The 26,420-nt window shown below is 56.5% G+C and carries 14 protein-coding genes, 2 tRNA genes, 3 rRNA genes and 1 pseudogene; 4 read left to right on the forward strand and 16 right to left on the reverse strand.

The window, feature by feature from the left end; all coding sequences use genetic code 11:
- The first annotated feature begins 54 nt into the window (after positions 1-54).
- Positions 55-1,773 carry a hypothetical protein gene (locus CLU94_RS28005; RefSeq protein ID WP_143451386.1) on the forward strand — a complete coding sequence of 573 codons (1,719 nt, stop codon included), beginning with the start codon at positions 55-57 and terminating at the stop codon, positions 1,771-1,773.
- Entirely contained in the window at positions 1,755-2,300 is a 546-nt protein-coding gene (locus tag CLU94_RS08865) for a toxin-activating lysine-acyltransferase (protein ID WP_099665380.1), read from the forward strand. Before CLU94_RS28005 ends, CLU94_RS08865 begins: the two co-directional genes overlap by 19 nt.
- Before the next feature lie 392 nt (positions 2,301-2,692).
- Here CLU94_RS08865 and CLU94_RS28660 read toward each other — a convergent pair.
- Positions 2,693-3,277: pseudogene (locus CLU94_RS28660) on the reverse strand (NUDIX domain-containing protein); the annotation flags it as partial.
- An 85-nt stretch (positions 3,278-3,362) separates the two neighbouring features.
- On the opposite strand from CLU94_RS28660, the gene CLU94_RS08875 reads away from it, so the two are divergent.
- Positions 3,363-4,127, forward strand: coding sequence for a DeoR/GlpR family DNA-binding transcription regulator (locus tag CLU94_RS08875; RefSeq protein ID WP_099665382.1), 765 nt, complete (start codon positions 3,363-3,365; stop codon positions 4,125-4,127).
- A gap of 35 nt (positions 4,128-4,162) precedes the next feature.
- On the opposite strand, the gene CLU94_RS08880 is transcribed toward CLU94_RS08875, so the two are convergent.
- From CLU94_RS08880 to puuE, 10 genes are all read right to left on the reverse strand, one after another.
- Entirely contained in the window at positions 4,163-5,233 is a 1,071-nt protein-coding gene (locus CLU94_RS08880) for a S1/P1 nuclease (RefSeq protein WP_099665383.1), read from the reverse strand.
- Between the two features lie 2 nt (positions 5,234-5,235).
- Complete coding sequence (locus CLU94_RS08885) at positions 5,236-6,465, reverse strand: phospholipase D-like domain-containing protein (RefSeq protein ID WP_099665384.1); 1,230 nt, start codon at positions 6,463-6,465, stop codon at positions 5,236-5,238.
- A gap of 17 nt (positions 6,466-6,482) precedes the next feature.
- Positions 6,483-8,135 (reverse strand): bifunctional metallophosphatase/5'-nucleotidase, encoded by a 1,653-nt coding sequence (locus tag CLU94_RS08890; protein WP_257218730.1) that lies wholly within the window; start codon positions 8,133-8,135, stop codon positions 6,483-6,485.
- A gap of 211 nt (positions 8,136-8,346) precedes the next feature.
- Entirely contained in the window at positions 8,347-10,770 is a 2,424-nt protein-coding gene (locus CLU94_RS08895) for a TonB-dependent receptor (protein WP_099665385.1), read from the reverse strand.
- A 531-nt stretch (positions 10,771-11,301) separates the two neighbouring features.
- Positions 11,302-12,789 carry an adenosine deaminase family protein gene (locus CLU94_RS08900; RefSeq protein ID WP_099665386.1) on the reverse strand — a complete coding sequence of 496 codons (1,488 nt, stop codon included), beginning with the start codon at positions 12,787-12,789 and terminating at the stop codon, positions 11,302-11,304.
- Between the two features lie 43 nt (positions 12,790-12,832).
- Positions 12,833-14,149, reverse strand: coding sequence for a guanine deaminase (gene guaD / locus CLU94_RS08905; protein WP_099665387.1), 1,317 nt, complete (start codon positions 14,147-14,149; stop codon positions 12,833-12,835).
- Positions 14,150-14,158: 9 nt separating this feature from the next.
- Positions 14,159-15,226: a xanthine dehydrogenase accessory protein XdhC gene (gene xdhC, locus CLU94_RS08910; protein WP_099665388.1), complete on the reverse strand. Its 1,068-nt coding sequence runs from the start codon at positions 15,224-15,226 to the stop codon at positions 14,159-14,161.
- 9 nt (positions 15,227-15,235) lie between these two features.
- Positions 15,236-17,581, reverse strand: coding sequence for a xanthine dehydrogenase molybdopterin binding subunit (gene xdhB, locus CLU94_RS08915; RefSeq protein ID WP_099665389.1), 2,346 nt, complete (start codon positions 17,579-17,581; stop codon positions 15,236-15,238).
- Between the two features lie 10 nt (positions 17,582-17,591).
- Entirely contained in the window at positions 17,592-19,058 is a 1,467-nt protein-coding gene (gene xdhA, locus CLU94_RS08920; protein ID WP_099665390.1) for a xanthine dehydrogenase small subunit, read from the reverse strand.
- A gap of 99 nt (positions 19,059-19,157) precedes the next feature.
- Positions 19,158-20,111 carry an allantoinase PuuE gene (puuE, locus tag CLU94_RS08925; protein ID WP_099665391.1) on the reverse strand — a complete coding sequence of 318 codons (954 nt, stop codon included), beginning with the start codon at positions 20,109-20,111 and terminating at the stop codon, positions 19,158-19,160.
- Between the two features lie 121 nt (positions 20,112-20,232).
- Between puuE and uraH the strand changes: the two genes are divergently transcribed.
- Complete coding sequence (gene uraH / locus CLU94_RS08930) at positions 20,233-20,586, forward strand: hydroxyisourate hydrolase (protein ID WP_070303439.1); 354 nt, start codon at positions 20,233-20,235, stop codon at positions 20,584-20,586.
- A gap of 125 nt (positions 20,587-20,711) precedes the next feature.
- Here the strand turns inward: uraH and rrf are convergent.
- From rrf to CLU94_RS08955, 5 genes are all read right to left on the reverse strand, one after another.
- Positions 20,712-20,824: ribosomal RNA gene (rrf, locus tag CLU94_RS08935) — 5S ribosomal RNA — on the reverse strand.
- Between the two features lie 138 nt (positions 20,825-20,962).
- Positions 20,963-23,838 (reverse strand): 23S ribosomal RNA (locus CLU94_RS08940).
- Positions 23,839-24,077: 239 nt separating this feature from the next.
- Positions 24,078-24,153: transfer RNA gene (locus tag CLU94_RS08945), tRNA-Ala, on the reverse strand.
- A gap of 11 nt (positions 24,154-24,164) precedes the next feature.
- Positions 24,165-24,241, reverse strand: a tRNA-Ile gene (locus tag CLU94_RS08950).
- Between the two features lie 98 nt (positions 24,242-24,339).
- Positions 24,340-25,870, reverse strand: a 16S ribosomal RNA gene (locus tag CLU94_RS08955).
- Together the 16S, 23S and 5S rRNA genes with 2 tRNA genes alongside form the textbook arrangement of a ribosomal RNA operon.
- Positions 25,871-26,420: the final 550 nt, after the last annotated feature.

The raw sequence follows: 26,420 nt of genomic DNA on the forward strand, positions 1-26,420 counted from the left end.
AACAAGCAATAAAATTAACATTATTTGATATGTAATTTTAAATTCAATATTTTCATGACAAATAATTTTTTAGAAAATATTCTACCAAAATCTTCTTTTGTTGAATTTTCCGCACAAAAACTCACCTCGGCGAAAATAGTCTGGAGCAATCCCTACGGAATATCACCACCTGACCTTGATGAACATGCTTTTTATATTCCTATTGATGGTGATCATCCCTCTGCCTCGTCTGCGAAAGACATCAAGCTATTTCTTGGCGAAAGATATGGCGGCGTAGGTGTAACTTCAAATGGGGGGGGAGCCCGATGTGGCTTGAGAAACAGCATTCAAATTAAAGGAATAGGCAAAAATCCCTTGGCGGGAAGTGCCACGTCTTTCTGGCATTCCTATGGTGGCGAATCTCTGGCCGGCGGGATCAGGGAAGCCATCTGGAGCGAGATAAGCCACAGCGCGCTACCTCACGGCGCCGTCAGGATACACGGCCTCATTGATACCGGCACCCGGGTTCCAGCCTTTTCGTCAGCGGAAGGGACTTCAGAAACAACCCGTCGAGGACTTACTATCCGTGAGGCGGCACTGAGACCCGGCCATTTTGTCCGATCACTTTACTTTTCGCGCCATGATGAGGCGAGACATGGCATGGTGTCGGATGCAGAAAGAACCCGGGCCGCAGTAGTGGCCTTGGCGCAAGCAAGTGACGCAGCCCCTTTCCTGAGCAATTCCAACCACCAGCTGAATAGCTTGCTAATCGCGATGGTTGAACGTTTTGCCGATCAACATGCGGCGGCAACGGCAAAACGCCTGTCACATGGCTTGCAATCTCCGTCCAACATGTGCATGGATGGACGTTGGATTGATTTTGGCACTGCATCAAGCGTTTCAGATTACGGGAAGATCATAGTCGCCAAACATGGGGTTCCTTTTGGCGAAGATAGTCAAATTAAAAATACCATAAATGAAATAGTTCTTTCCATCCAAAGGTATTTGCCTAACGAGAAGAAGAGATTCTTGGTTCCCCCAAACGATATTCTTTCCATTTTCTCAAAAAAGCTTTCTGATAGCATTCAGCTGGAATTTTTAAAACTAACTGGCATACCCGCATGGGATTTACTATCCATTGACAATCATCTAACAAAATCTGCTTTTTCTTGTTTTAAAAAAATAATACTCAAGGGAAATTCCGAACCGTTCAAGCTGTATCCTGCTTGCGCCGGGCAAGATGCTCTCATGCCAGAGAAAATGGGCAGTTACAGCCTGAACTCTTTAATTCGATTGATCAGCCTATGCAAAAATAAACAACAAGCTGAAATTTCTCTTTTCCCAGAATTAAATGACATCCGCCTGCTACATGAATTCATAGATTCATATTGGAATCTGCGTGATGCCTGTCTATTCAAGAAAAACCCTGCCGAAAGGAATTCCGCTCACCTTTTTATCAAGATTAATTCACTCAGGATAAATCAGGGAACCCCTGATCTATACAGGCATACACTCGACAGAACAATCGATATGCATGTTGCATCTGGCCTGGATAGCAAAGATTTCATCAATAACATCATCAATAAAAACAAAATCTCTCTATCCGACCCAATAGACGGAAATATAGACTTAAGCGCATGGATTGGCAAGGGTTCAATCTTCTCGGAGACTATGGCTCCCTTACTCGTGAAAAATGTCGATCAAGAAAATAAATTAATCAATTATTTTCAAAATCGCACATCCAATGACGATGAAAAAAATTTGATGAAAAAATTATGCGAAACAGTTTTTTGAGAGTGTATGACAGACCTGCACAGAAGATACAAGAAACAGCTGAAATTCTGGGCCACATCATTATCATCATGAAGAACAACCCTGCCCATGCTAATAGGGAAATTTCTTATTTATCAAACAACTTACTCAATGCAATATTGCAGAAAAATATAAAAATTTACTTCAATATTGAAGGATTTCCCGTTGGGTATATTGCATGGGCATACCTGGACAGTTCAACGGAACTACGCATCATGAAAACAAACAATGCCAATATCAGCGCGGAAGAGTGGAATTGTGGAAATTCATTATGGATCATGGATTTTCTGGCGCCGTCTGGAAATTTAATGTATATATTAAATGATTTACGCGATGATGTTTTCATTGCCGAGAAAAAAATTCGTTACTTCAGAATAAGGAACGAAGAACGAATTTACAAAGAAATAACCCGAAATAGAAAAAATTACTTTTTCCTCGCACCGTCGCGTGGAATCGGATCCTGTACTTGCGGGAAGTCCGACTGCCCTGCATTCACAAATCTTATTTAGCTAGAACTGTGCATTTCCAAAAGTTTTTCTAATGAGAAATATACGGGTATGCCCGAATGGCGGGCCATGCTGACCATCTGTTCCGCCCCCTGTGATGGCCCACCGATGCGCAGCACGGCATCGCAATGGCTCAATAAACGCGTCGCATGCGCGTGGAATAATTCCTCATACACGGCGTCGCCCACCCGCGTAGAACCGGCCAGCGCCAGCATGGGCAAGGCCAGCCATTCACCGAGCACGGGCATGTGTCCCTTGGCATACAGCGGCAGGCAGACGGCTTGCATGGCGTCCACATTGCGCTGCATCAAGACGGGGTCGTCGCCCGTGCCGGAACGATACGGGCCAGCTACTAAAATCTGCAGGCCCCGTCGCATCTCTTGCGCTGGCGGCATCAAGTGCAACTGCGCATGCTGCAGCAGCATGATGGTCTTGCCGTCGCAGATGCGGCCATCGGCCACCATCTGCAGCGCTTGCGCCAGGGGCAGTTCCAGCACTTCGATATCCTCGCCCTCGTGCGCCAGGCCGCCGCCATCGCCGATGCGGCTGGCCGGATCGTATTCGGCGACAAAGAAATGCAGGCGCTCCGTCACGGAACCGGGGCTCATGAAAGCCTCGAACACTTTATGCACGGCGCCCACCGCATAGCCCGTTTCTTCTTCCACCTCGGCGCGGATGCGCTGTTCCGCGCTGGCCTCTTCCAGCAAGCCGGCCGCCGATTCGATGAGGAAACCGTCGTGGCCTTCGCGGTAGGTGGGAAAGCGGAACTGGCGGATCAAAATCACCGTGCGCTTGACTTTGTTGTAGAGCAAGATGGTGGCGCCATCGCCCCGGTCATAGGTTTCCCGCGTCTGCGTCTGCCACTGCCCATCGCGGCGCAGATAGTCGAACGTGGTTTTCTGCAATAAATACCAGTCGTGCGACAGGGTCTGCACGCCGTGGATGCGGACCCGTTCCTGCTTGCTATTTTCTTCACGCATAGTGTCTCCTTGTGCTTGTATATGCTTGCCTTTGCCGACTTTATCATGCAAACTCGTGTAATATCAAGAAAATACAAGAAAAATCATGCTGACACATCAACGCAAACAATACCTGCTGGACTTGCTCCAGCGCGAAGGCCAGATCGTCGCCAAGGCCGTCAGCGATAGCCTGGGCTTGTCGGAAGACACGATACGCCGCGACCTGCGCGAACTGGCGAAAGAGGGTTTATTGGAGCGCGTGCACGGCGGTGCGCTGCCGTTGCTGCCCCGTTCGCCCGCGCTGGCGCCGTTCGCGGGGCGCGAACAGATTTCGCTGGAAGCCAAGCCCGCCATCGGTCGCGCGGCGGGTGCCATGATACAAACGGGGCAGGTGGTATTTCTCGATGGCGGCACGACGGCAGTGCAACTGGCGCGCCAGCTGCCGCGGGAGTTGCGCGCCACCATCGTCACGCACAGCCCTTCGATTGCCGTCGAACTGGTGAATCACCCCGGCGTCGAGGTGCTGATGCTGGGCGGGCGCCTGTACAAGCACTCGATCGTGGGCGTCGGCGCGGCCACCGTGGAAGCCATCGGCCGCATCCGCGCCGACCTGTACTTCATGGGTGTGTCCAGCCTGCATCCGCAAGCGGGCATCACTACGGGGGACCATGAAGAAGCGTGCGTGAAACGCGCGCTGAGCGAAGCGTCCAGCCGCACTGTCGTGCTGGCTTCACCGGAAAAGTTCAATACGGCCTCGCCGTTTCAAATCCTCCCCTTGAGCCAGGTCAACGACATCATCGTGCACCGCGACGTGGAAGACGCCCTGGTCGCGCCCTACCGCGAGATGGGGATCAGCATCACCCTGGCATGAAAAAAGCGGCCTTCAGGCCGCTTTCGCATGACACTTTACTGCGGCCAGATCGCCTGCAGCACGGCGGCCAGACGATAGCCCGCCTCGATCAGCTGCTGCTTCGCCAGCGCCGAGCTGGGCACGGGATAATTGTCCGGCACGTTCAAGTTCCACACGTTGTAGACATCGCCCTTGCGGCTGGTCTGCTGCGTGGCCGGGCCGGCCACCACGTCCGTGAAGGCAATCTTTGACGCCGCCAGCGAGGCATCGGCCCATTGATACGGCCAGGTGGCGGGGTCGCCGCTATTGGCGCTGACCACAGGCGCGCTGGCGATCACGGTGCGCGCGAACTGCTGCGGCGTGCGCGTGCTCAGGCGGCGCATGGCGTAATCGACGACGGTCGTGTCCCAATATGAATGCAGGGGCTTGGTGGGCGACTTCGGATACGCGCTGGAGGGCTTGGCCGCGCCATCCTCAGCCGGCAGCGGCGCGGGAATCACGGCATCCGATAGCGCCGTCATCTTCGCATCGTCGAGCAACAAGTCGTTGCCGCCGCGCGCATTGAAAATGGTGACATCGTCAATCTGCGCCTGCGTGGCGGGCACGAAAAACTGGCCATCCTTGCCGACAAACGCATTGCCCACATGCAATGGCTGGTGGATATCGCCCACCAGGTGCGTGATCAAAATCAAAGCTTCGCGCTGGCTGAAGCCGTGCGGATTGCTGGCCGCATCATCCTTGCCTTGCAACACCAGGATCGCCTGCTTGAGCGTCTGCACGATATCGACATCGGCCGTGCCCACGCCATGGTCGTGGTAATGCGCGTTCTGGAACGGCACGTTCGTGTAATGGTATTCGCCATGCTTGGGGTTCGCCGCGACATAGGTCAACATTTCGGGCGATTGCGGACCGCAATACGTGCCCTTCACGCAATCGGGCCAGTTGGCGATCTTTTCCAGGCTTTCGCCCCGCAACAGCAATTTCTCCAGCCGCGCCTGCGCCGCGCTACCCTTGAGCAATTGATCGGCGATGGCGCCCACGGCGCGGTGGCCGTCGTTGCCCCAGGCCAGCGCATTGCCGGAGGAGAAAACCGCGCCCAGCGCCAGCACCGTCAACAGTTTTTTCATGTTCACTCCTTGCCTTGCGGCGCAGCCTTGGCCGGCTTCGGATATTGCTTGTTGATATCGATAGGCTGCGCATACGCCGAGCTCCACGTCTGCTCATGCAGCGCGGCAATACGCTGCGCCATGGCATCGTTGCGCAGCACCACTTCCAGGTTGCGCGACAGGTCGAAATAACCGCCCGCCCAATTGCTCGTGCCGACCCAGGCCAGCTTGCCGTCGATGCTCATGGTCTTGCTGTGGATCACGCGCGCGAACGGGATAAAACCCGTCGACGCCGTGGGTATCGTCACGATGCGGATTTCCACGTTCGGCACCAGGGCCAGGCTTTTCAGGTAAGCGATGGCAGGCGCCTCCGTGTTCCAGGCGGACACCATCAGCTTGATTTTCACGCCGCGCTGGGCGGCCGCGCGCACGGCGTTGTCGATCACGGCGTAATACGGCCGCGTGCGGTTCGGGCCGTAGGACAGGGGCGCGTAGTCGAGCAGCTGGATGCGCACTTCGCTTTTCGCTTCCGCCAGCAAGGCGGGCAAGCCCGTTTCCGAGTCCCCCACGCCGGCTGGGTTGTAGGCATTCGGGCTGGCCAGCAGGAAGGCGTTTTGCGCGTAATTGGCCGGCACGATCTTGCTGTTGAGCACCGTGGCGCGGCTGCCTTGCGACGTCAATGCCTGGGCTTGCCAATCCTGCTCGAAAATCGCTTGCACCTGGCTCACCATGGCCGGCTCCGTGATCTTCAAGCCCGTCTCATGGATGTGCTCGAACGAGCGCCAGTCGAAATTCTGGCTGCCGATGTATGCCACCTGGCCATCGACGGCCAGGTATTTCGCGTGCACGATGCCATTGCCCGTGATTTTATTGAAGTCGATGAGGCGCAGATCAAGGTTGGGTATCGCCTTGATCCGGTCGATGGTCGCCGCTTCCGACAGGCCCACGCCCTTCTGGTCCAGCAGGAAGCGGATTTTCACGCCGCGCTGGCCCGCGGCCGTCAGGCTCGCCAGCACTTTTTCAAAGGCCGTGCCCGGCTTGCTGACGGCATAGAACTGGGCGATGACGATTTCTTTCTTGGCCGAATCAAACAGCTCGCTCCACACGGTGACGGGCTCGCGCAGGTCGGGATTGGTCAAGCTCGTTTCCACGGGCGAGGTGTGTACCAGCTCAAAGCCGGGAATCGTGAAATCGGCGTGGGCCGTGCCCGCGAACAGACTGGAGAGAACGACAGAAACAAATAAGCGACGCATGGTTATTCCTTGTAATGTTATTTGACGCGCACGATGCGGCCGGCCGCCGTGGCGCTGCCAGTCGGCTTGCCGGCGCGAGCGCGGTCGATCAGGTAATTACTGAAGGCGTCGATGTCGCGCACGCCCGTGTCCAGGCGGCGCGTACCGGCCGCCAGCACGGTGAAGCGGTCGCCGCCGCCGGCCAGGAAACTGTTGGCGGCGACTCGGTATTGTTGATTGTCTTCAAGAGGAATGCCATTCAGCATGATGCTGCCAGGCAGCACGCGCCGGCCTTGCGGCTGCGTGCTATCCCAACGGTAGCTAAAACCTTGGGACACTTGCAGCAGATTGCCCTCGCCGGCCTCTTCGCCCGGCCATTGCTGCTCGAGCAAGGTACGGATTTGCGCGCCGGAAAGACTCACGACGATCAGGGTATTGCCAAACGGCACCACGGCCTGGTTCTGGCCCACGTTCGTCATCAGGTCGGCGCCCGCTTCCAGGTCCTTGCGGATGCCGCCATTGTTCATCAGGCCAATTTGCGCGCCGGCTGCGCGCGCGCCAAACAGGGTACTGTCGGCCACCAGGTCGCCCAGCGGGGAAGCGCCGCCGCCCTTGGTGCTGCGGCCCACGGTGGGCACGGCGATGGCGGCCACGGGACGCGACAATTCGGCCGCGCTGCGCTGCTTCACCGATTCCAGGTAGGCTGCCACGGCCGGGTCCGGCTCATACATGCCTGGCAGCATGACCACGTTTTGCGCACTGGCATCGATCAGCGCATTCTTGACGGGATCGACCTTGAGCTTGATGCGCGTCAACATGTGTCCGCCCATCTGCGCTTGCGTCACCAGGCGGCCATCGACACGGCACAGATAACCCTGGTGCGAATGGCCGCTGATGACCAACTGAATCGCCGGATCGAGACGTTTCACGACATCCACCACTTCGCCCTTCAGCTGGCTGCAATCGGGCTGGTCGACGGCTTCCTTCGTCTCGCCGCCCTGGTGCAGCAGCACGACGAACACGCCCACGCCCTGCGCGCGCAGCTGCGGCAAGGTGGCGTTGATGGCGTCCGCTTCGTCGCCGAACTGCAAACCGGCAATGCCGGCGGCCGTCACCACGGACGGCGTATCTTTCAGCACGGCGCCGATCAGGCCCACCTTGACGCCATGCGCCTCTTCGATGCGGTAGGCGGGCAGCAAGGACTTGCCCGTCTGCGTGTCGATGACATTGGCCGCCATATAGGTATAGCTGGCGCCCTTGAAATCGGGTGTGAACTTGCATGCCTTGTCGGCGCGCGACGAGTCGCAACCGCCGCGCTGCTGGCGCAACAATTCCGCCTTGCCCTGGTCAAACTCATGGTTGCCGACGGAACTGGCCTTCATGCCCAGCATGTTCATGGCGACGATGCTCGGCTCGTCCGCCCACAGGGCCGACATGGCGGGGCTGGCGCCGACCAGGTCGCCATTGCCGACAAAAATCAGCTGCGCGTCTTCGCGCCGCCACGCCGTCAATGCGCCGGACAAGGTATCGATGCCACCGGCCTGCACCGTCTTGCGCTCGGCATCGGCGACGCTCGTGTAGCTAAATTTTCTGCGGTCGAGATTGCCGTGAAAATCGTTCAGGGCGACCAGGTTGATATCGACGGGCACCGCGGGATGCGTGGCGCAACCGGTCATCAACAGGGCAAGCATGAGCAGACGTGGCAACCTCGATGGAGGCCGGTGGAGGGAAAGGGATGGGATCATGCGGAGACTCCTGGACGGGGCGGCGCCAATGGCAAAGACGGTGAAACATCCTTACCCATAAAAAAAACAGGCCCGAAGGCCTGTACTCTTGCTATCTCAGCCTAGTTGATACAACTCGACGCCGCCCTAACGGGCAGCGCGGAGTTGACAGCCATGCTTAGAAGTCGACGCGCAAGGTGACCGACGCGAAGCGCGGTGCACCCATGTAGTAGGTTGGTGCGCGACCTGCGAACGTACCGGCAGCCGTAACGATATCATTGGCGCCAATACCCGTACCGGAACTTGGGTTGCGGTACTCGCGGTTCAACAAATTCGATACGTTCAGGGTCAGCTTAGGATTCTTGAACATGCCGAAAGTTGGCAACTGATATGCCGCATCCAGGTCAACCAGGGTGTACGCTGGCACTTCCTCGTCGTTCACCAGCGTAGCGTATTGCGAGGCGGTGTAACGGGCTTTTACGCGAACATACCAGGCGTTGGTTTCATAAGAGGCGCTCAAGCCGGCTTTCAGCTTAGGCGACAGGGAGAAATTCTTGCCAGCGGTTGGTGCATAACCAACAATGGTTTTGCCATTGACGGTTTTGGCGACCACGGCCAGATCATCTTCCATCTTGGTCTTCAGGTAGCCGAGCGAACCATAAACCGACCAGCCGTTGATCGGCGTGTTGCCGACTTCCAGCTCAATACCTTTGTTACGCACTTTGCCTACGTTGGTCGTCAGGCTGGTCAGTGTGTTTGGATCGATTGCGGTTGCCTGGCGATCTTTGAAGTCCGTGTAGAAAGCGGTCAGCGAGGTCGAAATATCCTTGGTTTGATGACGGTAGCCAACGTCCAGGCTCCACGACACTTCAGGCTTGACGTCCTTGACGATGGTGGCAACACCATTCGTCACAGTCACGTACGGCGGATTGTTCGGTGCCAGCACGAAGTTGTTCGGCGCACGCATGTTCTTCGCCAGGCTGGCAAAGATCTGGTCGTCGTTGGTAACACGGTAACGCGCGCCCAATTGTGGCAACACATCCGAGTACGTCTTCGACACGTTGTACGTGGTTTGCGAATTGCTGCCTTCGCTGGCGTTATTGGTGAAATCACGCTTGATGTATGGAGCGCGCACACCGATGTTAAGGTTCAGCTTGTTGTCCATCAACGTGATGGTATCTTGCAGGAACGCCTGGTAAGCCGTGCTGATCGTCTCCCAATCGCGGTTTTGATACAAGGTGCCGTCCGGACGGGTAATCAGGTTGTTGCGCAGCCAGATATCCGGTGCGGAGCCATCTGCATTGACCAGTTGGCCAGGTGCCGTTTGACGGTGATTCGCACGCTCGTACCAGATGCCACCCAGGATCTGGTGATCGCCCACGTTATACGTGATCGAAGTCGTGACGCCAGGACGATGAGTACGGGTCAGACTGCCGCGATAGATCGATACGGTGTCGAGGCTGTCGCCGTCGCCGTTCACATCCTTGCTGGCGGCGATCTTGCCGGTGACGGGATTGAGGAAGCCGCCGGCTTCTTTCAGCGTATTTTGCTGCACGCCGCCAGTGCCGAAACCATACCAGTAGTAAGGCACGACTTTCAGATCCAGATCTTCGGCCAGGCGGAATTTACCGATCGCCGACGCGATGACGTTCTCGAATGGGTTCAGGGCCAGCTTGTAGTAAGCGGCTGGCTGGCCGGTGCCTGCCTGTGGACCGGAAGCGCTTGCCTTGCCTGGGCTGAGTGCAGCCTGGCCAGCATAAGTGGAGCTGTAATCAGCGTCGTAACCTTCGGTGGCCAGCTCTTTCAGCGTAAGCGAGCGGAAGTTGTTATTAATCGCGCGGTTATAACCGATAGAAGCGTGAATGTAATTGAAACGGTTCCAGTCGTAATTGAAGCCAACGTCAACGTGAGTACGATCGGCTTTGCCCTTGCCTTTCCATTTATCCGCTTGCGCATTCGACACCGACATGAATGCCTTCGCTTTGTCATTGGCAAAACGGCCGGTATCGACACGCACATACGACTTTGCCAGATTCAACTGGCCCAGGGTTTGCATGACGCGTACACGGAATTTATCTTCTGGATCGCAGGTAGTAATACCAAAGTTACCGCCAGTTGCACCCACTTGTGGAGAATCAACGTCGGTCGAGCCTTGGGTCACAAATTGCGAGCAGGTGTTTTCCTGGTCTACATATTCTTGTGGAAATACAGCGAAGTTACCGGAGTCATTCACTGGCACGCCATTCACCGTCGCGCCGATCTGATCGCTGTTGAAACCGCGCATGGCCAAGCCGCCACCAAACAGACCAGTCGCATCGTAGCCATAGGTGTTCACCGATGGCAACAGAGTCAGGGCATCGTATGCATTGCCGGTTGGACGCTGTTTTGCCAACTCCTCGGCCGTCACGGTACTGCGTGCCTTTGGCGCATCTTCCTGCACCATCAAGCCCATACCAACTTTTTTCCCGGTAACGGTCACCGTCGATGGCGATACCGTGCCTTCAGCACTTTGCGCATGCGCAGTGGAGATGCCGAAGCAAGCCAGTTGGCATGCCACTGCGATCATACTTAGTCGCAATTTTGGTTGTTGAATGAACTGCATTTGAACCCCCTAGAGTGTGTTGTAACTTACAAGATTTTGACTTGCTTATATTGTGGTGAAACACGGAAACTATCCAACTAGACACGGCAGTATAAAGATCGAATATTTCAAATCCGTTACACGGATATGACCGCAATGTGACAGGAGCCGCTAGACATCCTGAATTGTCACAAAAGCGATATCAAAAATGACTTATTCAATTCTTCGCCGTCCAACTATGCATTAAGGTCTGTAGGCTGACAAATACGTTTTTTTTTAATGATTTATATATAAAAAATATAAATCACCGCTGGAAGCCGCATTTTTTGTATCAACCGAGCAAGCTCACCTCATCGGGGCGAAATTATAGATGAGCGGCAAGACTTGGAAATTGTTTCAGAAAATAATTGCAAGAAAGCACTACCAGCGCGTCATTTTGTGTCGTAAAGGCACAACAAAAAGGCTAAAAAGAGGGTTTTGTAACTATGAAGAAGCGGAGGTTACGCGACCGCTAGTTGCGGTCGCGTGGCAGGCAGGAGAGGTGAAATACTTTTATGGTTTTACAACAGTTGCTTTACGATCACTATTTGCGATCAAGGCTTCGAAACGGGTGAAACGGGCATCGAGTGCTTTCAGCAAACGTTGCTTGTCCGCTTCCGCCAGGAACGAGTACCGCAAGCTGTTATACGACAGCTTTTTGACTTCCGCATAATCGGTCTTGTACTGGCTGGCAAACAGCACGTATTCATTCGACAGGGTATTGCGCGAGACGCCCGCGTCATCGGTGGAGATGACGAAGGGCACGCCATATTTGCGGTACAGGGTGATCGGATGGGCCTGGCCCTTGATGCCGAGAATGTAATCGTTGCTGGTCAGGTTCACTTCCACGGGGATGCCCCGTTCGCGCATCTTTTGCATGGTCGCCAGCGCATTGTGCTCGTAGGCGATATCCATGCCGTGACCGATACGGTCGGCGCCCGCCACATCGACGGCTTCGGCGATATGGAAAGCCATGCCTTCCGGCGGCACCATGCCCAGCACCAGCTCGCCGGCGTGCAGGGCGATCTTGACGTTCGGATATTTTGCCTTGAGGAACTTGAACATTTCCATGTGCAGGCTGTAATCGCGCATCGACACGTTCACGCTTTCCTGGCCCACGATGTTCACGCCCACCAGCAAGGGATTCAGGCTCGCTGCCTTGAACGCGGCCACCATCGAGGAAAAAACTTGCGATGGCGACAGGAAACGCAACACATATGCCTGGTAACGCATGGTGAAGTGCGCATCGTCGATGCCGGCGCTGCTGGCGTTGACGTTGTCGTTGTAGGCGGTGATGCTTTTCTGGAAGCCGGCATCCTGCTCCAGGCTGCCTGTCCAGTTGGCCAGCAGCGCTTGCAGCGCGGCCGGCTGCAAGCCCGGCGCCAGTACTTGCTGGTCGAACTGCGCGCTTTGCACGAATGGCGACAGCTCGAAAATCGTTTCGATATAGCTGAGGTTTTCCGCGATGGCGCGCTGCTTCAGGGTTTTCAGGCCATCGGCCGTGTTCGTGGATGCCACGGGGCCGAAATAGCCAAAGGTATCGAAGAAGGTACGGTCCGGCGGCGTCTGGATGGCGCCGTGATTATAGAAATCCTTGGTCGACCAGCGCTGCAGCAATTCCGCATACAGGCCCGCATCGGCAAACACTTCCGTGGACGACAGGCATCCACGCTGCGCGGCCGGCTTGGCGCGCTCAGCCGCCACGACGTCCTTGTTGCTTTCGATGCGATAGGTCGTCTTGTTGACGCAATAGTTTTCCTTGTCGACCCAGTCGAGGAATTGCTCGGCGTAAATGGCGCCCGAGTAATGGTGATGCAAGTCACCACCCTTGGGCATCATGGAAAAGAACAGGCTCAACTCGGCCGTCTTCGGCTGCGCACCGGCAACCAGGGCGGCAAAATGGCGCGCGGTGGCCGCTTCATTGGAAGATGGGGCGGCCTGCGCCGTGCCGGTCAAGGCCAGCGCGGCGCCAAGCGCCAGGCCAGTGAGTTTCTTGTGCATTCGCGTTCTCGCTCAGGATAATTCGTGTTGAACAACGGGTAGGTCAGTCCTGCCCTCGCACATGCACGCATCGGCCGCCTGAATAGGTGGCGGCCACGGCACGGTCGTCGCCCAGCAGCGCAAAGGCAAACAGCAATTCCTCCAGGCTTTGACAGCCGGCCGTGCGGCGCTCGAGCAGCGGCGTCGATTGCTTGTCGAGCACAATAAAATCCGCTTCCGTGCCTGCCGCGAAATTGCCCAGGGTGCCTTCCAGTTGCATGGCCCGTGCAGCGCCCAAGGTCGCCAGATAAAACATGCGCAAGGCGGGCAGATAGCTGCCTTTCAAGCGTGCTACTTTATAGGCTTCGTTCATTGTTTGCAACATCGAGAACGAGGTGCCTCCGCCCACGTCAGTGGCCAGCGACAGCAGCACCCGCGCCGCATCGGCCCGCTCGAAATCGAACAGGCCGCTGCCCAGGAACAGGTTTGATGTAGGACAAATGGCGGCCGCCGACGACGTCTCCGCCATGCGCGCGCGGTCGCGCTCGTCGAGCCAGATGCAGTGCCCGAACATGGCGCGCGGACGCAGCATGCCGTACTGGTCATACACATCGAGGTAGCTGCGCGCCTGCGGGTGCAATTCGCGCACCCAGCGGCATTCATCCGCGTTTTCCGACACGTGCGTCTGCAAATACGTATCCGGATAGGCGCGCGCCAGCTCGCCCGCCAGGTGCATCTGCTCATTGGTGGACGTCGGCACGAAACGGGGCGTGATCGCGTACAGCGAACGGCCGTGCTTGTGCCAGCGCTGGATCAGCTCTTCGCTTTCGCGCGCGCCCGACTCGGCCGTGTCGCGCAGGAACTCGGGGCAATTGCGGTCCATCATGACCTTGCCCGCCACCATGCGCAAGCCGCGCGCCTCGCTGGCGCCAAAGAAGGCATCGACCGATTGCGGATGCACGCTGCCATACACCATGGCCGTCGTGGTGCCGCAGCGCAGCAGTTCATCGAGGAAAAACTCGGCCACATCGCGCGCATGTTGAGGATTCTCAAACGTGCGCTCGGTGGGGAAAGTATAGGTTTCCAGCCACGGCAGCAAACCGGGAGCGGACGAGGCGATCATTTCCGTCTGCGGGAAGTGCAGATGGGTATCGATGAAACCCGGCACGATCAGCTTACCGCGGTAATCGACGATCTCGGTGCCGGGCGGCAAAGTCGCTTGCAGTTGCGCATAATCGCCGGCGGCCACGACCTTGCCATCGGCCACGATCAGCAAGCCATCCGCATGCCAGGCGTGCGCCTCCTCGCTAAAGGCGGGATCGGCGTGGAAGTGCAGCAAGCTGGCACGGTAAGCTTGCAATGTAGCAGGAACAATCGGCATGACTTCTTTCTATAACGGGTGAATGGCGGCGCGTTTCTCGCGTCGCGGTGGCGCGCTGGCAGTAGCCAGCCGCAGCGGTGCGGCCAGGGCGGCCGTGGCCGCTTCCTCCCACACCATGAGTAGTTGACAGGCAACGGACGCGGCGATCACGGCCGGCGCCTTGTTGCGGATACCGAGCATGCCGATCGGACATACCATGGCGGCAATGCGCGCGTCGGGCACGCCGCGCGCCTGCAGGCGGTGCTCGAACTGCTTGCGTTTCGTGTGCGAACCGATCAGCCCAAACCAGCCCGCATCCTCGCGCTCCATGATGGCTTGCGTCAAGCGCTGATCGAGCGCATGGCTATGCGTCATGACGAGAAAACTGCCGCCCGGCGGCGCCATGGCGACAAATTCCTCGGGCGTATCGGTGGCGGCGATGCGCACATTATCCGGTAGTTGCGCAGGAAACATGTCTTCGCGTTCATCCACCCAGGTGATATTGCAGGGCAAGTGGGCCAGCGCGCGCACGATGGCGGCGCCCACATGGCCGGCGCCAAACAAGGTCAAATGGGCGCGCGGCGCCAGGCAGGGATCGACCAGCCAGCGCCGACCGTTGCCATCCTGGGCCACATGGGTACTGCGTTCGCGCGAAAACGTGTCGGGCGCCTGTGCCGCAGTCCCGGCGATCAGGCGACCGCCTGCATCGAACAGCGCCGACGCGGCTTCACCGTCGAGCGCCGTCAAACGCCAGCTGTCTTGCTGGCGGCGTTCGCGCAAGGCGGCCAGCAATTCGTTCAGGCTGGCATCGACATATTCGAATGCCAGATGGACGACGCCGCCGCAGCATTGTCCCAGGCTGGGGCCCAGCGCAAAACGCTCGAGCCGCGCATGGGTCTCGCCCGTGGCCAGCATGGTCTTGGCGATTTCCACGGCGCGCAATTCCAGGTGGCCGCCACCGATGGTGTCCACCTGGCCATCGAGGGTCACGCGCATCTTCGCCCCCGCCTCGCGCGGTCCGGAACCTTCCACCAGGGCAACCGTCACCAGCACGGATGCCTGCGTGTCGTTCTCCATCGCTGTCAGCCAGTCGCTCATGCTGTACTCCTAGGCGCCGGCATGCGCCGCTTGCACGGCCATGACCGCCTTGAGGATTTCCTCGCTGGTGGCGGGGGCATTCAGCGGTGGCTGCACGGCGTGATGGCCCACGCTGGAAATGGCGTCGCGGATGGCGAAGAACACGGAAAACGGCAACAGCAGCGGCGGTTCGCCCACGGCCTTGGAACGGTGGATGCTGTCTTCCACATTGCGATTCTGAAACAGTTTCACACGGAAATCTTCCGGACAATCGGAAATGCCAGGAATTTTGTACGTCGATGGCGCGTGCGTCATCAACTTACCCGCCGCATTCCACCACAGCTGTTCCGTCGTCAGCCAACCCATGCCCTGGATAAATGCCCCCTCCACTTGACCCAGATCAATCGCGGGATTCAATGACTGGCCCGCATCGTACAAGGCGTCCGCACGCAGCAATTTCCATTCGCCCGTCAGGGTATCGACCACCACTTCGGCCACAGCCGCGCCATACGCGTAATACGAAAACGGATGGCCCGTCATCGTCTTCGCATCCCACGACAGGCCGGGCGTGGCATAGAAACCGTCCGACCACAGTTGTACGCGGGCCAGATACGCCTTCTGTACCAGTTCGGCAAACGCGACGACATGGCCATGCACGTGGATATGGTTGTCAAAGAAGCGCACAGCAGCAACGTCGCCGCCGTACAGTTTGACCGCGTAATCGGCCAGGCGTTCACGGATCTGGCGCGCCGCATCCTGCGCCGCCTTGCCGTTCAAGTCGGCGCCGGTGGACGCCGCCGTGGCCGACGTGTTCGCCACCTTGCTGGTATCGGTGGCCGTGGCCCGCACGCGGTCCAGGTCCAGGCCCAGCTCGTGGGCCACCACCTGCATGACCTTGGTATTGATGCCCTGCCCCATTTCCGTGCCGCCATGGTTGACCAGCACGGAGCCATCCACGTACACGTGCACGAGGGCGCCGGCCTGGTTCAGATGCGTGACGTTGAAGGCGATGCCGAATTTCAAGGGCGTGAAGGCCAGGCCCTTCTTCAGGACCGGGCTGGCCTCGTTGTAGGCATCGATGGCGCGGCGGCGCGCGCGGTAATCGCTGCTCTCTTCCAGTTCGGCAACGAGTTCATGGATCACGTTGTCGACGATCTTCTGGCCATATGGCGTGACGTTGCGTCCCTCGGCATCGTTGCGGCCATAGAAATTGAGCAGGCGGATATCGAGCGCATCGCGTTGCAAGTGGCGGGCGATTTCATCGATGACGTACTCGATGGCAATGGCGCCCTGCGGCCCGCCAAAGCCCCGGAATGCCGTGTTCGACTGGGTATTCGTCTTGCCGCAGGCGGCGCGGATATCCACGTCGGACAGGTAATATGTATTGTCGAAGTGGCAGACGGCGCGCGTGGCGACGGGGCCGGACAAGTCGGCCGAATAGCCGGCGCGCGTGGTCATGTCGACCTTGGCGGCAAGGATGCGGCCTTCGTCGTCGTAGCCCACTTCGTATTCATAATAGAAACAGTGGCGCTTGCCCGTTACCAGCATGTCGTCGTCGCGGTCGGCCCGCAATTTGACGGGGCGCTTCAGTTTGGCCGCAGCAATCGATGACGCCGCTGCCCACAGGGCCGACTGCGATTCCTTGCCACCGAAACCGCCACCCATGCGCCGGCACTCGACCGTGATGTTGTGCGAATGCACGCCCAGCGCATGCGCCACCACGTGCTGCATCTCGCTCGGATGCTGGGTCGAACACAGCACCAACATGCCTTGCGCTTCCTTCGGGATGGCGTAGGAAATCTGTCCTTCCAAATAAAACTGTTCCTGGCCGCCCACGTAGAGCTGGCCCTTGACCACATGCGGCGCGCCTTCGAACGCGGCCTGGTAATTGCCGCGCGTCAGCTGCATCGGCGGCAGCACATACGATTGCGCGGCCTTGGCCGCTTGCGGCGTCATGATCGCGGGCAATTCCTCATATGACACTTGCGCCAGGCGGGCGGCGCGGCGCGCATGGTCATGCGTATCGGCCACGACGATGAAGATGGGCTGCCCCACGTATTGCACCAGATCAAAAGCCAGGATGGGATCATCGTGGATAATGGGACCGCAATCATTCGTGCCGGGAATGTCCTGCGCCGTATAGACGGCGACGACACCGCCAGCGGCGCGCACGGCAGACAAATCCATGGCCGTAATGCGCGCGTGCGGCTTTTGCGACAGCCCCAGCGCCGCATGCAAGGTACCCTGCAGTTCGGCGATGTCGTCCGTGTACGTGGCTTGTCCCAGCACATGCAATTGCGCCGATTCATGCGGGCTGGGCTTGCCCACGGCGGCCCAGGCGGCCGCTTGCAGTTCGGGCGTGGCAGGATGGTTCATGCTGGTCCTTTCAGGCGCGGCAAGCGTAGGCGTTGACGGCCGTGCGCAACAAGGGCGCAGCGGGACGTGTTTCCAGCCAGAAGCGGCGCAACAGGTTTTGCGCCGTCGTCATGCGGTAGGTAGTCGACGCGCGCATGTCGGACAGGGGCGCGTAATCGTCGGCCAGCAAGCGCATGGCGATGACGAGGTTCTCTTCCGTCCACGCCTGTCCACGCAAAAATGCTTCCGTTTGCGCGGCACGCTGCGGCGTGGCCGCCATTCCGCCAAAGGCGATGCGCGCATCGACGATATGTTCGCCATCGAGCTGGAACGCGAACGCGGCGCACACGGCCGAAATATCCTGGTCGAAGCGTTTCGCCAGTTTATAGGTACGAAATTGCACGTCGGCACGCGGCAAGGGCACGCGCACGGCTTCGACGAATTCGCCTGGCTGCAGATCTTTCTTTTGGTACCCCTGATAGAAGTTTTCCAGCGGCATGATGCGCTGGCCGGCGGGGCCGCGCAGCACGATCTCGCTGCCCAGCGCAATCAGCCACGGCATCGAGTCGCCGATGGGAGAACCATTGGCCACATTGCCGCCCAAAGTACCGGCGTTACGAATCGGCAAGGAGGCAAAGCGTTGCCACAGTTCCGACAATTCCTCCGGGTAATGCTGGCACAGCGCCCCGTAAGCATCGTTCAGGCTGGCGCCGGCGCCGATGTGCAGCTTGCCGTCAACGAGGGCAATCGTCTTCAGCGCGGTCACGTTGCCCAGATAAATGATGTCGCCCAGGTCGCGCAATTGCTTGGTCACCCACAAGCCCACGTCCGTGGAACCGGCCAGCAGGCACGCTTGCGGCTTTTCCGCGCGCAACGCCACCAGTTCATCGATGCTGCGCGGCGCGTGGAAGTGCTGGCCGCCATGTTCATAGGTCTGCAGGCTGCCGCGCTGCAGCGCCTGCAATTGCCCCCTCAAGGCATCGCGATCAAACGTGACGTGCGGCAATTCCCCCATGCGCCTGGCGGCATCGATGATGGGCCGGTAACCGGTGCAGCGGCATAGATTGCCCGACAGGGTGTCGTCGATTTCGCAGCGCGTGGGCATCTCGCCATTTTTTTTCAGATACATGCCCCACAAGGACATGACAAAACCGGGCGTGCAAAAACCGCACTGGGATCCGTGGCACTCGACCATCGCCTGCTGCACCGGGTGCAGGGCGCCATCCGGCTGCTGCAAGTCTTCCACGGAAAACAGGGCCTTGCCATCGAGGGTGGGCGTGAGCTGAATGCAAGCGTTGACGGCCTTCATCTCGACCTGGCCATCGACCAGGCTGCCGATGACGACGGTGCAGGCGCCGCAATCGCCTTCGGCGCAGCCTTCCTTGGTGCCAGTGCAATGCAAATCCTCGCGCAGGTGCTGCAACACAGTCTGCGTAGGGGCGGCGTTGCGTACTTCCTGTACGGCACCACGGTAATAAAAGCGGATCGGTTCTGACATGCTGGCCTCGGTATAGTCCCAGTATAGGAGATTAACACCGGCATATGGGACAACTATATGCAAAGACTGATTTTACTTATCACCCAATATCAATACCCATCAAGCAGCATAGGGATGCGTCGCATGCCAGTGCTCAGCGATATCGATGCGGCGCGTGATCCACACCTGCTCATGGCCCTGTACATAGTCGAGGAAGCGCGCCAGCGCCGCGGCCCGTCCCGGACGTCCCACCAGGCGGCAATGCAAGCCCACCGACAACATCTTCGGCTGATTCAAGCCGTTCGGATCGCCTTCCGCATACAGCACATCGAAGGCATCCTTCAGGTAATCGAAAAACTGCGTGCCCGAATTAAAGCCTTGCATGGCGGCAAAACGCATGTCGTTCGTGTCCAGGGTGTAAGGCACGATCAGTTGCGGCCGCACGGCCGGCATGCCGGCGGCATCCGTGTACGCCACTTTCTCCCAGAATGGCAGATCGTCGCCATAGTAATCGGCGTCGTAGCGGAAACCGCCATGCTCCACCACCAGTTTGCGCGTATTGGGCGAATCGCGCCCCGTGTACCAGCCTTGCGGGGCGGAACCCGTCAATTCGCGGATGATCTGCACGGCTTCACGCATGTGTTCGCGCTCCGTCGCTTCATCCATGTTTTGGTAGGAAATCCAGCGCAAGCCATGACAGGCGATTTCATGCCCCAGTTGCTGGAACGCGGCCACCGCCTCCGGATTGCGTTTCAAGGCCATCGATACGCCAAATACGGTCAGCGGCAGGCGCCGGTCCTCGAACATGCGCAGCAAGCGCCACAGTCCGGCACGCGAGCCGTATTCGTAGATCGACTCCATGCTCAGGTGGCGCGCGGGAAAAGCGGCCGCACCGATCATTTCCGATAAAAAGGTTTCCGAGGCAGGATCGCCATGCAGCACGCTGTTCTCCGCCCCTTCCTCGTAATTGAGGACGAATTGCAGGGCGATGCGGGCCTTGCCCGGCCATTGCGGATGCGGGGGCGTGCGGCCATAGCCGATCAAGTCGCGTGGATAATCTTCGTAATTGTTCATGCGGAGGCGCGCCTATAGGAGGACAATGTTGGCTATATGCCCAATCATATAGCCAGGCGCAGTCACCGGTATATGATTTGCACGATAAGCACATTCACTCACCCTATATACAGGATAGCAAATGGGAAAACTCAGCACGCATGTACTCGATATCGCCCACGGCAGGCCGGGAGCCGGCGTCAAGGTGGCCCTGTTTTCAGTTGCGCCGGAAGGAAAAGTGCTATTGAAGATGGATATGACCAATAGCGATGGCCGCTGCAGCACGCCATTACTGGAAGGCGAGAGCATGAAAGCGGGTCAATATGAACTGGTGTTCAACGCAGGCGACTATTTCGCCGCCCAGGGAGTGGAACTGCCTTCGCCCCGTTTCATCGATCTGGTCACCCTGGCCTTCGGCATTGCGCATACGGACGAGAACTACCACGTGCCGCTGGTAGTGTCGCCGTGGTCGTATTCGACCTATCGCGGAAGTTAAGCGACGTTACATGACAAAGGCAGCGCGCAGCGCTGCTTTTTTTACGCCTGTCTGCTGACAAAACCACCAGACGAAAAAAAACCCGCTCATTGCTGAGCGGGTTTTTCTCTTACTGCGAATAACAAGCCTGACGATAACCTACTTTCACACTGGTTGCAGCACTATCATCGGCGCAAAGTTGTTTCACGGTCCTGTTCGGGATGGGAAGGGGTGGGACCAACTTGCTATGGTCATCAGGCATAACTTGTACTGGCGTTTGTCCTCGGTGGAGCGACAAAGCCTGAATCTGGAAGAAGCAAAGATTGGGATAATGACTGGTTGTATCAACACACACGCAACGTTGTACCGTCTTATCCGCTGTACCTGCTAAGGTTATAGGGACAAGCCGTACGGGCAATTAGTACTGGTTAGCTTAATGCATTACTGCACTTCCACACCCAGCCTATCAACGTCCTGGTCTCGAACGACCCTTCAAAGAGCTCAAGGCTCTGGGAAATCTCATCTCAAGGCAAGTTTCCCGCTTAGATGCTTTCAGCGGTTATCTCTTCCGAACTTAGCTACCCGGCAATGCCACTGGCGTGACAACCGGTACACCAGAGGTTCGTCCACTCCGGTCCTCTCGTACTAGGAGCAGCCCCCTTCAAATTTCCAACGCCCACGGCAGATAGGGACCAAACTGTCTCACGACGTTTTAAACCCAGCTCACGTACCACTTTAAATGGCGAACAGCCATACCCTTGGGACCGGCTACAGCCCCAGGATGTGATGAGCCGACATCGAGGTGCCAAACTCCCCCGTCGATATGAACTCTTGGGAGGAATCAGCCTGTTATCCCCAGAGTACCTTTTATCCGTTGAGCGATGGCCCTTCCATACAGAACCACCGGATCACTATGTCCTACTTTCGTACCTGCTCGACTTGTCAGTCTCGCAGTTAAGCACGCTTATGCCATTGCACTATCAACACGATGTCCGACCGTATCTAGCGTACCTTCGAACTCCTCCGTTACACTTTAGGAGGAGACCGCCCCAGTCAAACTGCCTACCATGCACTGTCCCCGATCCGGATAACGGACCAAGGTTAGAACCTCAAACAAACCAGGGTGGTATTTCAAGGTTGGCTCCACGAGAACTAGCGTCCCCGCTTCAAAGCCTCCCACCTATCCTACACAGATTGGTTCAAAGTCCAATGCAAAGCTACAGTAAAGGTTCATGGGGTCTTTCCGTCTAGCCGCGGGTAGATTGCATCATCACAAACATTTCAACTTCGCTGAGTCTCGGGAGGAGACAGTGTGGCCATCGTTACGCCATTCGTGCAGGTCGGAACTTACCCGACAAGGAATTTCGCTACCTTAGGACCGTTATAGTTACGGCCGCCGTTTACTGGGACTTCAATCAAGAGCTTGCACCCCATCATTTAATCTTCCAGCACCGGGCAGGCGTCACACCCTATACGTCCACTTTCGTGTTTGCAGAGTGCTGTGTTTTTATTAAACAGTCGCAGCCACCAGTTTATTGCAACCCTTTCACCCTCATGGAGTAAACCAATCAAGCTACCGGGGCGTACCTTTTCCCGAAGTTACGGTACCAATTTGCCGAGTTCCTTCTCCCGAGTTCTCTCAAGCGCCTTAGAATACTCATCTCGCCCACCTGTGTCGGTTTGCGGTACGGTCTCGTATGACTGAAGCTTAGAGGCTTTTCTTGGAACCACTTCCGATTGCTTCGTGCACAAGTGCACTCGTCTCAACCCCTTGAATTCCGCGCCCGGATTTGCCTAAGCGCCTTCTATGAGCCAAAAACCAACTATTCCAACAGTTGGACAACCTTCCGCGATCCGTCCCCCCATCGCATCATACGACGGTGCAGGAATATTAACCTGCTTCCCATCAGCTACGCATCTCTGCCTCGCCTTAGGGGCCGACTCACCCTGCTCCGATGAACGTTGAACAGGAAACCTTGGGCTTACGGCGTGGAGGCTTTTCACCCCCATTATCGCTACTCATGTCAGCATTCGCACTTCTGATACCTCCAGCATCCTTTACAAGACACCTTCGCAGGCTTACAGAACGCTCTCCTACCATATATATTGCTATATATCCGCAGCTTCGGTGACTGGCTTAGCCCCGTTACATCTTCCGCGCAGGACGACTCGATCAGTGAGCTATTACGCTTTCTTTAAATGATGGCTGCTTCTAAGCCAACATCCTGACTGTTTTAGCCTTCCCACTTCGTTTTCCACTTAGCCAATCTTTGGGACCTTAGCTGGCGGTCTGGGTTGTTTCCCTCTTGACGCCGGACGTTAGCACCCGACGTCTGTCTCCCAAGCTCGCACTCATCGGTATTCGGAGTTTGCAATGGTTTGGTAAGTCGCAATGACCCCCTAGCCATAACAGTGCTCTACCCCCGATGGTGATACTTGAGGCACTACCTAAATAGTTTTCGGAGAGAACCAGCTATTTCCAAGTTTGTTTAGCCTTTCACCCCTACCCACAGCTCATCCCCTAATTTTTCAACATTAGTGGGTTCGGACCTCCAGGGCGTGTTACCGCACCTTCATCCTGGCCATGAGTAGATCACTTGGTTTCGGGTCTACACCCAGCGACTGATCGCCCTATTCGGACTCGATTTCTCTACGGCTTCCCTATCTGGTTAACCTTGCCACTGAATGTAAGTCGCTGACCCATTATACAAAAGGTACGCAGTCACGGAACAAGTCCGCTCCTACTGTTTGTATGCACACGGTTTCAGGATCTATTTCACTCCCCTTCCGGGGTTCTTTTCGCCTTTCCCTCACGGTACTGGTTCACTATCGGTCGATTACGAGTATTTAGCCTTGGAGGATGGTCCCCCCATATTCAGACAGGATGTCACGTGTCCCGCCCTACTTGTCGTACGCTTAGTACCACCGGTCCGATTTCACATACGGGGCTATCACCCGCTATGGCTCCTATTTCCAGAGGATTCTGTTATCGGTCCGACTATCACGTACAGGCTCTTCCCATTTCGCTCGCCGCTACTTTGGGAATCTCGGTTGATTTCTTTTCCTGCAGCTACTTAGATGTTTCAGTTCGCCGCGTTCGCCTTGCATACCTATGTATTCAGTATGCAATACCCTAAAAGGGTGGGTTGCCCCATTCGGAAATCTGCGGATCAAAGTGTGTTTGCTCACTCCCCGCAGCTTATCGCAAGCTACTACGTCCTTCATCGCCTGTAATCGCCAAGGCATCCACCATGTGCACTTATTCGCTTGTCCCTATAACGTTAGCCTCTTCATTCTTTCAAACGAAAAGAGCGCTACAGGGATAAGAAAGTACAACGTTGTTGCTTGTTTGTTGATACATACAATCATTACCCATCGATTTACCTTTTACGGCAAACCGATCAATAAATAATCTTTACTTCTTCCAGATTGTTAAAGAACGAAACAGCTTTGATCGCTAAAAGATCAAACCTAAACCTAACGGCTTACGTTTGCACTTTCGAGTAAAACTTTGGTGGAGGATGACGGGATCGAACCGACGACCCCCTGCTTGCAAAGCAGGTGCTCTCCCAGCTGAGCTAATCCCCCTGGGTAATGACTGGTAGGGCTGGTTGGACTCGAACCAACGACCCCCGCGTTATCAACACGGTGCTCTAACCAGCTGAGCTACAGCCCCAACGCGGTGCTACTACGACTACTGTTTCTTCTCTTACTAACAGCCGATAAGTGTGAACATTTGATGCGTGAATCATTTCTGATTCGTGCAAACTCTAGAAAGGAGGTGATCCAGCCGCACCTTCCGATACGGCTACCTTGTTACGACTTCACCCCAGTCACGAATCCTACCGTGGTAAGCGCCCTCCTTGCGGTTAAGCTACCTACTTCTGGTAAAACCCGCTCCCATGGTGTGACGGGCGGTGTGTACAAGACCCGGGAACGTATTCACCGCGACATGCTGATCCGCGATTACTAGCGATTCCAACTTCATGCAGTCGAGTTGCAGACTACAATCCGGACTACGATACACTTTCTGCGATTAGCTCCCCCTCGCGGGTTGGCGGCGCTCTGTATGTACCATTGTATGACGTGTGAAGCCCTACCCATAAGGGCCATGAGGACTTGACGTCATCCCCACCTTCCTCCGGTTTGTCACCGGCAGTCTCATTAGAGTGCCCTTTCGTAGCAACTAATGACAAGGGTTGCGCTCGTTGCGGGACTTAACCCAACATCTCACGACACGAGCTGACGACAGCCATGCAGCACCTGTGTACTGGTTCTCTTTCGAGCACTCCCCAATCTCTCGGGGATTCCAGCCATGTCAAGGGTAGGTAAGGTTTTTCGCGTTGCATCGAATTAATCCACATCATCCACCGCTTGTGCGGGTCCCCGTCAATTCCTTTGAGTTTTAATCTTGCGACCGTACTCCCCAGGCGGTCTACTTCACGCGTTAGCTGCGTTACCAAGTCAATTAAGACCCGACAACTAGTAGACATCGTTTAGGGCGTGGACTACCAGGGTATCTAATCCTGTTTGCTCCCCACGCTTTCGTGCATGAGCGTCAATCTTGACCCAGGGGGCTGCCTTCGCCATCGGTGTTCCTCCACATATCTACGCATTTCACTGCTACACGTGGAATTCTACCCCCCTCTGCCAGATTCTAGCCTTGCAGTCTCCAATGCAATTCCCAGGTTGAGCCCGGGGATTTCACATCAGACTTACAAAACCGCCTGCGCACGCTTTACGCCCAGTAATTCCGATTAACGCTTGCACCCTACGTATTACCGCGGCTGCTGGCACGTAGTTAGCCGGTGCTTATTCTTCAGGTACCGTCATTAGCAAGAGATATTAGCTCTCACCGTTTCTTCCCTGACAAAAGAGCTTTACAACCCGAAGGCCTTCTTCACTCACGCGGCATTGCTGGATCAGGCTTTCGCCCATTGTCCAAAATTCCCCACTGCTGCCTCCCGTAGGAGTCTGGACCGTGTCTCAGTTCCAGTGTGGCTGGTCGTCCTCTCAGACCAGCTACTGATCGATGCCTTGGTAGGCTTTTACCCTACCAACTAGCTAATCAGATATCGGCCGCTCCACGAGCATGAGGTCTTGCGATCCCCCACTTTCATCCTTAGATCGTATGCGGTATTAGCGTAACTTTCGCTACGTTATCCCCCACTCCAGGGTACGTTCCGATATATTACTCACCCGTTCGCCACTCGCCACCAGAGCAAGCTCCGTGCTGCCGTTCGACTTGCATGTGTAAGGCATGCCGCCAGCGTTCAATCTGAGCCAGGATCAAACTCTTCAGTTTAATCTCTGTTACTTTGCCGTTTTACCGGCACCATCATTGCTGATGGGTCGCTCACTCAAAAAACTGACAGACTACTTCCGAAGAAGTATCCTATTTCATTATTTCTTGTGAACATTTGATATATTTTAAGTATTACGCCAATCCGAAGATTGACGCTGCACCTACATCAAATGCCCACACTTATCGACTGTTAATTGTTAAAGAACTGTATTCGGTACTGCTTTCGCGCTATCGACAAAGCGTTGTGTTTGTCAGCTGCGAAGAAGGAAGAGTATGAAGCATTTCGCTACGTCCGTCAACCCCGTTTTTCAGCGCATTGCGCTTAAAAACTTTTCTCACTTCACGCTGCATTTGCATGCGTCGTTCAGCGAGGGGGCGAATTATAGCCGTGCCCTGCGCACCCCGCAAGCGCTATTTTTTGCGCCAGATCAAAGGCAATAGGCCTGGCACCGCAATTGCTTATATGAACACATGCACCGACCACCAAGGGAAGCAACTCTGGGCCAGGCAGCAACACTGGGGATAGCCCGGTTCGCTTTGCTTTGCTCCC

This window comes from Janthinobacterium sp. 13 (genome assembly GCF_002749695.1).
Classification (GTDB): domain Bacteria; phylum Pseudomonadota; class Gammaproteobacteria; order Burkholderiales; family Burkholderiaceae_D; genus Janthinobacterium; species Janthinobacterium kumbetense.

Bases quoted from the DNA above. Each gene is read 5' to 3' on its own strand.
- CLU94_RS08875 (WP_099665382.1), top strand. From the start codon at position 3,363: ATGCTGACACATCAACGCAAACAATACCTGCTGGACTTGCTCCAGCGC.
- puuE (WP_099665391.1), bottom strand. From the start codon at position 20,111: ATGAACAATTACGAAGATTATCCACGCGACTTGATCGGCTATGGCCGC.
- CLU94_RS08885 (WP_099665384.1), bottom strand. From the start codon at position 6,465: ATGCGTCGCTTATTTGTTTCTGTCGTTCTCTCCAGTCTGTTCGCGGGC.
- CLU94_RS28005 (WP_143451386.1), top strand. From the start codon at position 55: ATGACAAATAATTTTTTAGAAAATATTCTACCAAAATCTTCTTTTGTT.
- CLU94_RS08895 (WP_099665385.1), bottom strand. From the start codon at position 10,770: ATGCAGTTCATTCAACAACCAAAATTGCGACTAAGTATGATCGCAGTG.
- xdhA (WP_099665390.1), bottom strand. From the start codon at position 19,058: ATGTCAGAACCGATCCGCTTTTATTACCGTGGTGCCGTACAGGAAGTA.
- xdhB (WP_099665389.1), bottom strand. From the start codon at position 17,581: ATGAACCATCCTGCCACGCCCGAACTGCAAGCGGCCGCCTGGGCCGCC.
- CLU94_RS08900 (WP_099665386.1), bottom strand. From the start codon at position 12,789: ATGCACAAGAAACTCACTGGCCTGGCGCTTGGCGCCGCGCTGGCCTTG.
- CLU94_RS08865 (WP_099665380.1), top strand. From the start codon at position 1,755: ATGCGAAACAGTTTTTTGAGAGTGTATGACAGACCTGCACAGAAGATA.
- CLU94_RS08880 (WP_099665383.1), bottom strand. From the start codon at position 5,233: ATGAAAAAACTGTTGACGGTGCTGGCGCTGGGCGCGGTTTTCTCCTCC.
- xdhC (WP_099665388.1), bottom strand. From the start codon at position 15,226: ATGAGCGACTGGCTGACAGCGATGGAGAACGACACGCAGGCATCCGTG.
- CLU94_RS08890 (WP_257218730.1), bottom strand. From the start codon at position 8,135: ATGCTTGCCCTGTTGATGACCGGTTGCGCCACGCATCCCGCGGTGCCC.
- uraH (WP_070303439.1), top strand. From the start codon at position 20,233: ATGGGAAAACTCAGCACGCATGTACTCGATATCGCCCACGGCAGGCCG.
- guaD (WP_099665387.1), bottom strand. From the start codon at position 14,149: ATGCCGATTGTTCCTGCTACATTGCAAGCTTACCGTGCCAGCTTGCTG.